Raw genomic sequence first — 13,277 nt, 5'->3', positions numbered from 1 at the left:
TAAGTATTTTACTACATACTAATAATATTTATGACAATTCCAATTTTTACTAGTATTTATAATGCTTTATTAATGTAAATGCATTTTGTTTTATTATTTAATTTATTGATTGTTATATTATATAATGTATTAAAAAGATATTTTCAGAAATCGTTAACAATGTATGGCTATAGCATTTCTTCTCTAAAAATGTTTATTTTTGCACTTTAATAAAATGAAGCTATGCAATTAAGTGAGCAAGAACTTGTACGAAGAGAAAAATTAGAAAAATTAAGAGCTTTAGGTATTGATCCATATCCAGCTCCATTGTTTCCTGTTGATACAACTACAAAACAAATCAAAGAAAATTTTGAAGAAAACAAAGTGGTTTGTTTGGCAGGAAGAATGATGAGTATTAGAATTATGGGAAAAGCTGCTTTTGCTGAACTACAAGACAGCGAAGGTAAAATCCAAATTTATATTGCTAGAGACGAAATCTGTCCTACAGAAGATAAAACACTTTACAATGAAGTCTATAAAAAACTTATGGACATAGGCGATTTTATTGGCATCAAAGGTTACTTGTTTACTACGAAAGTTGGCGAAAAATCGGTGCATGTTCAAGAGTTAACACTACTAGGAAAATCGTTAAAACCACTTCCTATTGTAAAAACAGATGAGCAAGGTAATGTATATGATGCTTTTACAGATCCAGAGTTGCGTTATAGACAACGCTATGTCGATTTAATCGTCAATCCACAAGTAAAAAACACTTTTGTAAAACGCACTAAAATGATAAGTGCTATCAGAAATTATTTAGACCAACAAGGTGCTTTAGAAGTAGATACACCAGTTTTGCAGAGTATTCCTGGTGGTGCAGCAGCTAAACCATTCATTACTCATCATAATGCTTTAGATATTCCTTTGTATTTAAGAATTGCTAATGAATTATATTTAAAAAGATTAATTGTTGGTGGATTTGAATGGGTGTATGAGTTCAGTCGTAACTTTAGAAATGAAGGCATGGATAGAACACATAATCCAGAGTTTACCGTTTTGGAATTTTATGTTGCCTATAAAGATTATTTCTGGATGATGGAAACTACAGAAAAATTATTAGAGCAAACTTGTTTGGCTGTAAATGGTGCTACTGAAATTACTGTTGGCGAACAGCAAATTAATATGAAAGCGCCTTACGCTAGAATTTCTATTTATGATGCGATAAAAGAACATACTGGAATTGATGTAAGCGAAATGAACGAAGCAGCGTTGAGAACTACTTGTAAACAACTTAAAATTGAAGTAGATGAAAGCATGGGAAAAGGAAAACTCATCGACGAAATTTTTAGCGAAAAATGTGAGCATCATTATATACAACCAACTTTTATTACAGACTATCCAGTAGAAATGTCGCCATTAACAAAAAAACACAGAAGCAAAGCTGGTTTGGTAGAACGATTTGAGTTGATGATTAATGGAAAAGAAATTGCCAATGCTTATTCTGAATTGAATGACCCAATTGACCAAAGAGAGCGATTTGAAGAGCAAGCCAAATTAATGGAAAGAGGCGATGATGAAGCCATGTTTATCGATCAAGATTTTTTAAGAGCATTAGAATATGGAATGCCACCTTGTTCTGGAATTGGTTTTGGTATTGATAGATTAGCGATGTTATTGACCAATAATGCATCCATACAAGAAGTTTTATTTTTTCCGCAAATGCGACCAGAAAAAACAGCTACTACAAATGTAGAACTCAGCGAAGATGCCAAACTGTTACTAAAAATTATAAGCGAAGAAAAGCAATTATTGAATGATATTAAAGCCAAAAGCGAATTAACAAACACTAAATGGGACAAAGCCATCAAACAATTAAGTACTAATAATATAGTAAAAATTGCTAAAGAAGATGATGGCGTTTTTGTAGTTTTGGTGTAGATTTAATAATTTAATTATATGTTTTATGAATGGGAAAATTGAATTTACAAAGTTTGAAGTAAATGAAATTAGACAATTGATTTCCCAAAAACTAGTTGCTACAAAAGATGAACAAAAAAAGATAAGAAACAAAATTAGAAATCTTGGTTTTTATTTTTCAGATTTTTCAAATAAGAAAGGATATACTGTCGAAGATTTAGACAACTTAATAAAAGACGGAATAATCAAAATAACTAATGGAAATCAATTTGAAAATAAATTAATAAAAAACAAAGAAGAAGAAAATATAAAAAAAATAAGATTAGGTAATTGGGTTGAGAATAGTAGTATTGAAAAAGATTTAATTTCAAATAATTATTTTTCATCTATTAAAAATATGAATAAAAATATTTTAAACTCGGTAGGGCTTTATTGTATTAGATTAAAAAAAGAATCAAAACTTCCGAATAGATATCAAAGTATTTTAGATCAAAGAAAACATAAATTTATTTATATTGGAAAGGCAGAAGGGCAAACATTAGGAAAGCGTCTAAAGCAAGAATTAGAACAGAGAGGTCATGGTACATTTTTTAGAAGTATTGGCTGTGTACTAGGTTATTTGCCTATCAAACATCACCTAAAAGGAAAATCTAATCAGAAAAATTTTAAATTTTCACAAGAAGATAAATCTAAAATTATTAAATGGCTAGAAGATAATATTGAAATAAATATTGTAGAATATAAAGGAGATTTTAATATTGAGCGTGAATTAATTAGAATCTATTGTCCACTTTTAAACGACACATACAATCCAATGAAACTTCAAGAACTAAAAGAAGATAAAGATAAATGTAGAAATATAGCAAGAAATTAAAATGAAGAACAAAACTATACTTTTTTTTATACTAGCGATATTAAGTACATGTACTTTTGCTTTTGATGACGATTTTTATATCTCACTAAAAAAAGAAACTGTCAATTTAAAAAATAACAATTATAAAGTTGTTGATATTATAGATGCAAGAACGAATAAAAAGAATATTGGTTTTATACAATCGCTAAAAGTTAATGCAGATTTTCTTAAACCATTCGACCAAGAAATTAAAACATTCTTAGAAAGTAATTTAACAAATAAAGGTGTTTATATTATATTGTATGTTAATGAATTTAAAATATACGAAAGTAAAAATTCAAATAACGAAGCCACGGCCAATTGTAATTTAGATATAGATTTTTATATAACAGATGGTTTTGATATCTATAAGATATTACATTCCAACAAAACAAATAGTACCACAGGTAAAAAGCCAAGTAAACTATTTGAAACTACTATTGCTACTACTTTTCAACAATGTTTCGATGAATTTTCTGCTATCGATGTAGCTAATATTAAACAGTTTCCAAAATATGATAATATAGCAGCTATTGCACAATCGAAAGATACTATACAATACAATTTTGCCATTTTTAATGAAACTATAAAAGATGGAATTTATACTTCATACGAAGCATTAAAGAATAATCAACCTACAATTACTACAGGATATACATTAGAATCGTTGCCAAGAACGCATCAATTATGGAACGATACCTACGATTTCAATTTAAAATTTGAAGATAAAGAGAGTAAGGTCAAACTAAAAAATATTTGTGCTATTGCAATAAATAATAAAGTATTTGTTTTATATCAAAATGAATTTTTTGAATTACATATAGATAACAATAAATTGTATTTCTATGCTTACGATAATGTAAATGCTAGTGGAGCTATTATAGGTTCCGCTATTGGTGGATTTTTTGTTGGAGCTATAGCATCAGAGATTCAGCTAAAAAAAGCAAAAGACAAAAAAGTGAAATACTTTGTCAATCCAACCAACGGAAAAATTACAGATACATTTGTTGTAGAAGAAATAAAATAGAAAATATGCACCATTTATTTTCATACGGAACACTACAGTTAAAAAAAGTACAATTAGAAAACTATGGTAGAATTTTAAATGGCAAAAAAGATGTACTTTATGGTTATCGTATAGAAGATTTATTGATAACTGATGAGATTGTACTTAAGAAAAGCGAAAAAAATATTCATCCAGTAGCTGTAAAAACAAATCATCCAAATGATTTTATAGAAGGTATTATTTTTGAAATTACGGAAACAGAATTAGCAGCAACAGATCAATATGAAGTTTCCGACTACAAAAGAGTTTTAGAAACATTTGCTTCTGGCAACCAAGCTTGGATTTATGTCGCTAGAAATAATATAAGTTAATCTATTACCATCTATAATGTCCAATAATTGTCCAACTAAATAATACATTCTGAATTTTTGTTCCAGCACCAATATTATGTGCTACTAAAGGTGTACCATCATTTGCATTAGTATTAACAACAACTCCAATATGGTGTAAACCTGTTTCCATTTTCCAAGCTACAATATCACCAGGCAAATAAGTTGATTGATTCATAAAATCCTTTATTAATTTACCTTGTCGTTCTAAATAGCAATTAATATTAGGCACTCTTCTATGGTCAATATTTTTATCAGGTTTGGTTAAATTCCACAAATTAGGATATGCTTTAAAATCTTTTTTCATGTCTTCATGAATGCGTTGTTGTAAATCAACATCAATACTTCGCAAAGCTCGTACTACAACATCAGCACAAACACCAGTACTAATGTCAATATCTCCATTTGGATAATCTAATGCAACATAAGCAGGATCATAATATTTGGTATGATGTGCTTGATAATCTAAGTTCTTCATTATTTTCTGTTGATTGGCATTTAAATTTTGAAGCGAACTTTCTTTGGTAAGTCGAGCTACTGCGTGAATATAATTTCCAAAAACGAATTGTTTTACTATAAAAAATCCAGCAATAAAAAATATAAATACCAATAAAATATATCTTAAAAACTTCATTTCTTAAAGATATCATACTTTCATAATATTATTTGTCAATTATTGTGAAATTGCTACATTAAAAGTCTAATATCTTGTATCTAACAATCTAAAATCTACCTCATTTATCAAACCAAACCTTAGTTTTATCTTCAATATCGTAATTGTACGATATTGTAATTTCTGTATGTGCAGGAATATCTTCGTTGGCAATAATTTTAATTATTTGTTCTTCAAAATAACATTCATAAATAGCATTGGGTTCATAAGCATGATTATATAAAGAGCCGAAACCAAGAGCAATAGCAGTAGCTTTCTGATCATCATTCCAATTAAAATAGTAATTATACAAGTAAGTTTTATCTATATGTACTCTATCTTCATTCGGACAAACTATCACAGGACAAACTTCTATCTCCATTCCTTTGGCTATTGCTTCATCACAAAAAACAGCTCGGCCTTTCTCTTTAATTTCTTTTATATATAGATGCATACACAAAGCTAACTATTATCATTCAAAATTAATATCAACATAATCCTACGATAATACGATTTTTAGCTTTTTAAATACTTGTTGCTACCTTTGCACAAAAAATATCTTATGTATAAGCATTTATTATTATATGCTGTGGCTTTTATAAGCATTAAAAGTTCATTTAGTCAAGGTTGTAGCGATGCAGGTATCTGTACTACTGGTAGTAATACACACTACAACAAACCAAGCAACGACTCAACTTCAACTGAAAAAGAAAGAGGTTTTAAATATGTCAATATCGGTTTAACACAAGCTTTAGGCGAAGAAAAAACTTATATTTTTACACCTTTTGTAGAAGTTGGCATTCAAACTACACCACATAGTGTTTTAAGTGTTAAAGCTACAGCTAATGTTGCAAGAAATAGTGCCGTTTCTAAAATAGGTATGGGCGATGTTTATATTGTACACAGTACTAACTTCATCAACAAAACAGATAAACACGAGTTTTTCTTAAACTTAGGTGGAAAATTTGCTACAAACAGAGGTGCATTTAAAGACTTTCATCAAGATTTACCAATGTACTTTCAAAGTTCTTTAGGTACTTTCGATTTTTTAGTTGGATTTAATTATCAATTTCACTGTAAATTAGGTACGCTTAGTGCAGCAGTTGGTTATCAACAACCATTAATTAATATCAATAGAAACTCTAGTTTCTCTCATCCAACTATTGCAGATTATAACGCTTATAGCTTTAATAGAAAAGGCGATTTTACTGCTCGTTTAGATAAAGTATTCCAAATTAAAAAGTTTGAGTTTGGTGCTGGTGCATTGTATATTTATCACATTCAAAATGATGAAATAGAATTTGATAATGGAGATATCTTTGCATTAAATGGTTCTAAAGGGCATACTTTAAATATCACAGGTTTGTTTAAATACAATATTAACGACATGGTTCAAATTGGTGTAACAGGTGGTGCTCCAGTAATTACTCGTGATGTTAGACCAGACGGATTAACTAGAAAATTTGTAATTACACCAATAGTTAATTTTAATTTCTAAGCAATAGAGCTTCTAAATAATTTCTAAAATATAGGTTTGTAATTTAAAACTCGTGTAAAATAAATTTGATAACTTTGTTTTATGAATTTTAAAAGAATAACCTTGTATGTTGATACTTCTGTAATTGGAGGTTATTTTGATATAGAGTTTGCTAAAGAGACACAAGCATTATTTGACAATTTGGCTAACTCAAGGTATGATATAATGTATTCTTCTGTAACAGAAGATGAATTATTAAATGCTCCAAAACAAGTTCGGGATTTATTAGAAACAATACCAAATAATTTAAAAAGAAGAGTAGAACTCACAGAAGAAGTTGTAAAACTTGCTGATACTTATATTACAGAAAATGTTGTAGGGAAAACAAGTAGAGAAGACTGTTTTCATATTGCTTTAGCAACTATCAATAAAGCAGATGTATTAGTAAGTTGGAATTTTAAACATATTGTAAATATTCTTAGAATAAGAGGATATAATGCAGTGAACTTAAAATTAGGATATGCACAAATTGATATTCGTTCACCAAAAGATATTGTAAATTATGAAGAATAAGAAAGGTAAAGTAATTAAAGACTTTAAAGCAGTTGAGTTTATGCGAGAGGTTCGCGATAAAATTTCTATAGATATAAAGGATATGGATTTTGAGCAAATTAAAAAATATTTTGAAAAGAGAAAACTTGAAATATCAAAGTAAAAAAATTAATCCAATAGTCAAATCTTTAAGTGGAGCATTTAAAATGCCAAAGTGTTTTAATTATAAGCAAGAACTTAACATTCGTTTAGAAGAAAAGTACATAGAATAACAATTAAAAATCAAACAAAAAATGCAGTACAGTAATTTAGGAAATACCAATATAAAAGTTAGTAAAATTTGTTTAGGTACAATGACTTGGGGAGAGCAGAACACCGAACAAGAAGCTCACGAGCAATTAGAGTATGCTACCAACAACCAAATCAACTTTATAGATACTGCTGAATTGTATGCTGTGCCTGCAAAAGCCGAAACTCAAGGAAGAACAGAAACATATATTGGTACTTGGCTCAATAAAAGAAAGAAAAGAGATGATTTAATCATTGCATCAAAAGTAGCTGGACCTGGTGCTTTTGTACAGCACATCAGAAAAAATCCTTCGTTTACCAAAGCACATATTACTGAAGCATTACACAATAGTTTAAAAAGATTACAAACCGATTATATTGATTTATATCAACTGCATTGGCCAGAGCGACCTACCAATTATTTTGGAAGTTTAGGTTATAGACACAAATCTGATGATGCTATAACTAATTTTCAAGAAACATTAGAAACACTACAAGGTTTTATTCAAGAAGGAAAAATAAGATACATTGGTTTGTCTAATGAAACACCTTGGGGAATGATGCAGTATTTAAACTATGCAGAAAAGTACAATCTTCCAAAAATAGTAAGTATTCAAAATCCATATAATTTAATCAACAGAACTTTTGAAATTGGCTTATCTGAAATGGCTATTCGAGAAAGCGTAGGTTTATTAGCTTATTCTCCATTAGCAGGCGGATTATTAACAAACAAATATTTAGGAGGAAACAAACCAAATGGAACTAGATATACGCTGTTTCCAAATTACTTTACTAGATATTCACATCCAAATACAATGAAAGCGGTAGAAAAATACGGAACTTTAGCAAAAGAAATCAATCTTTCTTTAGCACAAATGGCTTTAGCATTTATCAATACCAGAGATTTTTTAACAGCAAATATTATTGGAGCAACTTCTGTAGAACAGCTAAAAGAAAACATTAACACTATAAATATTCAATTATCTGATGATGCTTATAAAGCAATAGAACAAATACATTTAGAATTTCCTAATCCAGCACCTTAATTTTTTATAGCAATTTATTTTTTTTTAGATAAAACCTAAGCTATCTTTATCTCATCTTACTTATGATGAATAATATAAAAAAAATTATATCATTACTCATACTATTATTAGTATTCAGTCAAACTGTTTTAGCTACACACAACAGAGCTGGTGAAATTGTATATAAACATGTTACTGGCTTTACTTACGAGTTTACGATAAACACTTATACTAAAATAAGTGGAATTAGTAGCGATGCGGATAGAGATAAATTATATATAATATGGGGAGATGGTACATTCGACTCATTGCCAAGGTTAACTGAAACATTAATTGCTCCAGATATAAAACATAATATTTATAGAGGTTTACATACCTATTCAGGACCAGCTACCTATGTAGTTGGAGTAAGCGATCCAAATAGAGTAGAAAACATTATTAATATGTCTAACTCTGTCAATACTTTATTTTATCTAGAAGATTCAGTAAAAATATTGGACCCAAATATAATTGGCTATAACAACTCACCAATTTTATACAATCCACCAATCGATTATGCCAATGTCAACCAAGTATTTATTCATAATCCAAATGCTTTTGATGCTGATGGTGATAGCTTGGTATTTAGATTAATTCCGCCACTACAATCTCGTGGAAATCCGGTTGGTAATTATCGATATCCAAATCAAATTTCACCAGGACCAGATAATAATTTTACTATTGATAGTAGGAACGGTGAAATAAGATGGGATGTTCCTAAGCAACAAGGCATCTATAATATTGCATTTATTGTTGAAGAGTACAGAAATGGTATTTTATTCGGAACTGTTATTAGAGATATGCAGATTTTTGTAGAAGCAACTAATAATAAACCACCAGTACTAACCATACCTGATGATATTTGTATTGTTGCTGGCGATACTGTAGAGTTTAATGTCTCTGCTACTGATCCAGATATTGGACAATTGGTTACTTTAATAGCCAATGGTTCTTCTTTTAGCGTAGCAAGTTCTCCTTCTGTATTTACAGTTGGTAGTGCAGGAAATCCAATTAGTGGTCATTTTTATTGGGCTACAAATTGTACTCACATCAACAAAAATGAATATCAAGTACTATTTAAAGCAGAAGATAACTTTAATTCGCCACCATTAGTCGACATAAAAACTTTATTCATTAAAGTATTACCACCAGCACCACAATTACAAAGTGTCTTTAATCCATCAAATGGCACTGTACAATTAACTTGGGATAGTTTATATACTTGTGCTGATAATAGTAAGTTTTTAAAATTCACTGTTTGGAGAAAAACAGGTTGTGGTACTATAATTGATTCTTGTTCTACAGATTTAGCAAGTTTAGGATATACGCAAATTGCTACTACTAATAACTACTATTATAACGATAATGGTTTAATTCCTGGCAACGATTACAGTTATATTGTAAGAGCAGAATTTGGTGATGTGTCTAATGCTGGTGTTACGATTAATGCATTTTCTAGTTTACCATCAGAAGAAGAGTGTATCAACTATCCAATTAGTTTTCCAATTCTATACAATGTAGATGTGCGTAGTACAGATGCTACAAATGGAATTATTTATGTTGAGTGGTCTAGACCTTTTGCAGAAGAATTAGATACTATCATCAATTCTGGTCCATATATTATTAACTTGTATAGAGCAGAAGGTATAAACGGTACAAATTATACCTTAATAAAATCAGATACTTTTAATACTTATTCTGATATTAATGATACTTCTTTTTTAGATACCAATTTAAATACAACAAATTTAGCTTATACTTACAATGTACAATTAATTGTTAGAGGAGGAGATACGCTTGGTTTTACTAATCCTGCATCTAGTGTATATCTTACTACTACTCCAAATTTTAAATCTGCCGATTTAAGCTGGAGTTATCAAGTACCTTGGCAAAATGATACTTTTGTAGTATATAGAAAAGATCCAAGTACGCTTACTTATGTTATTATAGATACAATTACTACAACTTCATTTAAAGATACTGGTTTAATTAATGACTCTTTGTACTGCTACAAAATTGAAGCCATTGGAAAATACAATCAAGCTGGATTAAAAGAACCACTTATTAATTTCTCGCAAGAAGCTTGTGTTATTCCTATTGATACCATTACACCTTGTAGTCCAACACTTGTTGTTACTAATTATTGCAATGATGATAATCTAACTAAAAACGAGTATATTAATTATTTAGTTTGGAATTATAATACAGATTGCGATACTAGTGTTATTGTACAAACTAAAATTTACTACAAAGCACCAAATACTAGCAGTTTTGTTTTGTTAGATTCATTTGGTAAGATTGATATCTTAGCATATACACATATTTTAGATTTATCTGTAGCAGGTTGCTATTACATACAAACTATTGGAAAAAGTGGTAAAACAAATGTTTCTAATACTGTTTGTGTAGATGACTGTCCAGTTTATAATTTACCAAATGCATTCACTCCAAATAATGATGGAAGCAACGACTTATTTACGCCAATTTTACCTTATGGTGGTGTTGCAAAAATAGATTTTAAAGTATTTAATCGTTGGGGAAATTTAGTTTTTGAAACCAATGATCCAAATATTAATTGGGATGGAACAGATAGCAAAAATGGTAGTGTACTAAATACAGCAGTCTACTATTATGTATGCGATGTATACTATCAAACATCAAACGGATTACAAAAATTGAGTACACCTTTAAGTGGTTACATACATTTATTTAGAGAATAATGTTTACAGGTATTATAGAAACAATAGGCACAGTTGTTGGCATTAAAAAAGATGACAGCAATATTCATTTTACTATAGAAGCAGATTTTACTAATGAACTACAAATAGACCAAAGCGTAGCACATAATGGTGTGTGCCTAACTGTTGTAGCTAAAAAAGGAAATACTTATACGGTTACTGCAATTAAAGAAACACTAGACATTACTAATCTCGGTCAACTACAAATTGGAGATATTGTAAATCTTGAAAGAGCAATGATTAGTGGTGCAAGATTAGATGGACATATGGTACAAGGTCATGTAGATCAAACAGCTAAACTCATTAAAATAAAAGAAAAAGAAGGCAGTCATGAGTTTTTGTTTAAAATAAAAAAGCCAAAGTTTAAATTAGTAAACAAAGGTTCTATTTGTGTCGATGGCACAAGCTTAACAGTAGTAAAAGCAAAGAAAAACACATTTAAAGTAGCCATTATTCCTTACACATATGAATATACTATTTTTCACACTTATCAAGAAAACAGCATAGTAAATATAGAGTTCGATATTATTGGAAAATATGTAGAACGATTAATGCAACATTATCAGTAATATCTCCTATATTTTTTTTAACTTGGCTTTCTATTTTAGTCATATGTTATTCAAACTAAAACCTATATTATTCCAAGTTATACTAATTAGTTGTATAAGTGTTGTTTATAGTCAAAATTATCCAAGTTATTACGATAGCTTGTTAAATACAGATAACTATAAGTATAGAAAAACAATATTTGGTACAGAAGCTATTGCAGATGTAGGATTATTCAAGCCAATAACAGTAAATCTAGGAATGAATTATTTCTGCTACTTTAAAATTATGGCTAAAACAAAAGAAACTGCTAGAAAATCTAAGTATGATATAGTGTATTCTGAAAGAGATTTATACATCAAACCATCGTTTGGATTTATTTATAGAGAAAGATATCACACAGGTTTAATGTTTGTTCCTTCTATTGTATATCGACATACAGCTCCTAGAGGTTTTTACGCAGAACTCAACTTAGATGTAGGTATGTATTATGCAAAATTAAATGCACCAACCTATAAACAAAATGATGATGGATCTTTTGAAAAAATTCACAAAGGTTTTTCTAAATTCTTACTAGGTGGAAAATTTTATGGTGGCTATGATTTTAGTAAAAAAGTAGAAATTCCATTAAATGTTTTTGCAGGATTTGGTGTATTCTATACCTATCCAGAAAATCAAAATTGGGTTAGACACATTACAGCTCAAATTGGCTTGGCATTTATCATTAGAAAAAATTATGAATAATGAAATCTAAACTACTATACATCATTATACCTATATTACTACTTATTTCTTGTAAGAAAGAAAGTAATGGCTCATTAGACAATTATTATTTCTTAAGTATTGATAATGTAGCACTTCCAGTTCGTGTTACAGGAAATCCAAATAGTGATATTGCTATAGTTTTTGTACATGGCGGACCAGGTGGCTCTGCTCAAACAGAAAGGAATTTTTTGTATTGGGAACTCATGGAAAAAAACTATAAGTGTGTATTTTACGACCAAAGAGGTGCAAGTGCTTCACAAGGCAATGCTAAAGATGAAGACTTTACCATAGAAAAATTTGCTGAGGATCTAGATGTGGTAGTCGATTTTACAAAATCAGAGTTGCAAGCTAAATCTGTTTTTGTACACGGAGTTAGTTGGGGAGGAGGTCTTGCTACTTACTATTGCTTAGATACTACACATCAAAATAAAATAAACGGACTTATTGCTGAAGCACCAGCATATGATACTAAAAATGGAATGGCACTATCAGTAAATTTTATATTGAATTTTGCCGATTCCATGATTGCCAATAATACAAATGCTATTTTCTGGGAAAATTTAAAAAACTATTATGCTTTAAATCCAACTATAACTAACGAAAATTTTAGAAAGCATTTAGAGTATATGGGATATACGAATGGTGTAATTTATAATCCACTTACATTAATAGGAAGAAATACTAGTATACCAGATGTAAATTTAGACGAAGCGTATAAAAATGAAATTGCATCTGCTATTAAATTGAAATATAATAACGAACCAATTTTTAAAATGGATTTAACACCTTTTCTATCTCAAATAGATATTCCAGTGTTACTAATTTGGGGAGCAAAAGATGGTTTATTACCTAAAGATAACTTAGCTTCAAAATATGCTATTGCTGTTGGTACACCATATATACACTACAATCCTAACAAATATTTAGAAGCTGCTCATTTACCTCATGCAGAAGATTATTTACAATTTCAGTCTGATGCTATAGATTTTATTGAAACTTATAAATAAATATT

The 13,277-nt window shown here is 29.4% G+C and carries 14 protein-coding genes; 12 read left to right on the top strand and 2 right to left on the bottom strand.

Annotation, left to right across the window (positions count from 1 at the left end; translation table 11 throughout):
- The first annotated feature begins 222 nt into the window (after positions 1-222).
- From lysS to H6553_07805, 4 genes are read left to right on the top strand one after another with little or no spacing between them, the layout of a single operon-like run.
- A complete protein-coding gene (gene lysS / locus H6553_07820; GenBank protein ID MCB9033729.1) occupies positions 223-1,917 on the top strand; it encodes a lysine--tRNA ligase in 1,695 nt (564 codons plus the stop codon).
- 25 nt (positions 1,918-1,942) lie between these two features.
- A complete protein-coding gene (locus tag H6553_07815; protein ID MCB9033728.1) occupies positions 1,943-2,770 on the top strand; it encodes a hypothetical protein in 828 nt (275 codons plus the stop codon).
- Between the two features lies 1 nt (position 2,771).
- Complete coding sequence (locus H6553_07810) at positions 2,772-3,815, top strand: hypothetical protein (protein ID MCB9033727.1); 1,044 nt, start codon at positions 2,772-2,774, stop codon at positions 3,813-3,815.
- A gap of 5 nt (positions 3,816-3,820) precedes the next feature.
- Positions 3,821-4,165 (top strand): gamma-glutamylcyclotransferase, encoded by a 345-nt coding sequence (locus H6553_07805; protein MCB9033726.1) that lies wholly within the window; start codon positions 3,821-3,823, stop codon positions 4,163-4,165.
- Positions 4,166-4,169: 4 nt separating this feature from the next.
- Here the strand turns inward: H6553_07805 and H6553_07800 are convergent, their stop codons facing one another.
- Positions 4,170-4,817: a DUF1287 domain-containing protein gene (locus H6553_07800; protein MCB9033725.1), complete on the bottom strand. Its 648-nt coding sequence runs from the start codon at positions 4,815-4,817 to the stop codon at positions 4,170-4,172.
- A 100-nt stretch (positions 4,818-4,917) separates the two neighbouring features.
- On the bottom strand, positions 4,918-5,289 hold the full coding sequence (locus H6553_07795) for an SET domain-containing protein-lysine N-methyltransferase (GenBank protein ID MCB9033724.1): 372 nt from the start codon (positions 5,287-5,289) through the stop codon (positions 4,918-4,920).
- A gap of 108 nt (positions 5,290-5,397) precedes the next feature.
- Here H6553_07795 and H6553_07790 point away from each other — a divergent pair, with 108 nt between their 5' ends.
- The 8 genes from H6553_07790 (at position 5,398) to H6553_07755 (ending at position 13,272) form a co-directional block, all read left to right on the top strand.
- Positions 5,398-6,333 carry a hypothetical protein gene (locus H6553_07790; protein MCB9033723.1) on the top strand — a complete coding sequence of 312 codons (936 nt, stop codon included), beginning with the start codon at positions 5,398-5,400 and terminating at the stop codon, positions 6,331-6,333.
- Positions 6,334-6,414: 81 nt separating this feature from the next.
- Positions 6,415-6,885 carry a PIN domain protein gene (locus H6553_07785; protein MCB9033722.1) on the top strand — a complete coding sequence of 157 codons (471 nt, stop codon included), beginning with the start codon at positions 6,415-6,417 and terminating at the stop codon, positions 6,883-6,885.
- Positions 6,875-7,027: a hypothetical protein gene (locus H6553_07780; protein MCB9033721.1), complete on the top strand. Its 153-nt coding sequence runs from the start codon at positions 6,875-6,877 to the stop codon at positions 7,025-7,027. The genes H6553_07785 and H6553_07780 overlap by 11 nt, the downstream gene beginning before the upstream one ends.
- A gap of 130 nt (positions 7,028-7,157) precedes the next feature.
- Positions 7,158-8,198: an NADP(H)-dependent aldo-keto reductase gene (locus H6553_07775; GenBank protein ID MCB9033720.1), complete on the top strand. Its 1,041-nt coding sequence runs from the start codon at positions 7,158-7,160 to the stop codon at positions 8,196-8,198.
- Positions 8,199-8,260: 62 nt separating this feature from the next.
- A complete protein-coding gene (locus H6553_07770) occupies positions 8,261-10,936 on the top strand; it encodes a gliding motility-associated C-terminal domain-containing protein (protein ID MCB9033719.1) in 2,676 nt (891 codons plus the stop codon).
- Complete coding sequence (locus tag H6553_07765; GenBank protein ID MCB9033718.1) at positions 10,936-11,523, top strand: riboflavin synthase; 588 nt, start codon at positions 10,936-10,938, stop codon at positions 11,521-11,523. Before H6553_07770 ends, H6553_07765 begins: the two co-directional genes overlap by 1 nt.
- 43 nt (positions 11,524-11,566) lie before the next feature.
- Positions 11,567-12,244: a hypothetical protein gene (locus H6553_07760; GenBank protein ID MCB9033717.1), complete on the top strand. Its 678-nt coding sequence runs from the start codon at positions 11,567-11,569 to the stop codon at positions 12,242-12,244.
- On the top strand, positions 12,244-13,272 hold the full coding sequence (locus H6553_07755) for an alpha/beta hydrolase (GenBank protein MCB9033716.1): 1,029 nt from the start codon (positions 12,244-12,246) through the stop codon (positions 13,270-13,272). The genes H6553_07760 and H6553_07755 overlap by 1 nt, the downstream gene beginning before the upstream one ends.
- Positions 13,273-13,277: the final 5 nt, after the last annotated feature.

The sequence above is a fragment of the Chitinophagales bacterium genome (assembly GCA_020636535.1).
GTDB lineage: Bacteria > Bacteroidota > Bacteroidia > Chitinophagales > JADIYW01 > JADJSS01.
The sequence above is the reverse complement of the archived record's forward strand: the minus strand, read 5'-3'. Positions and strand labels throughout refer to the sequence as shown.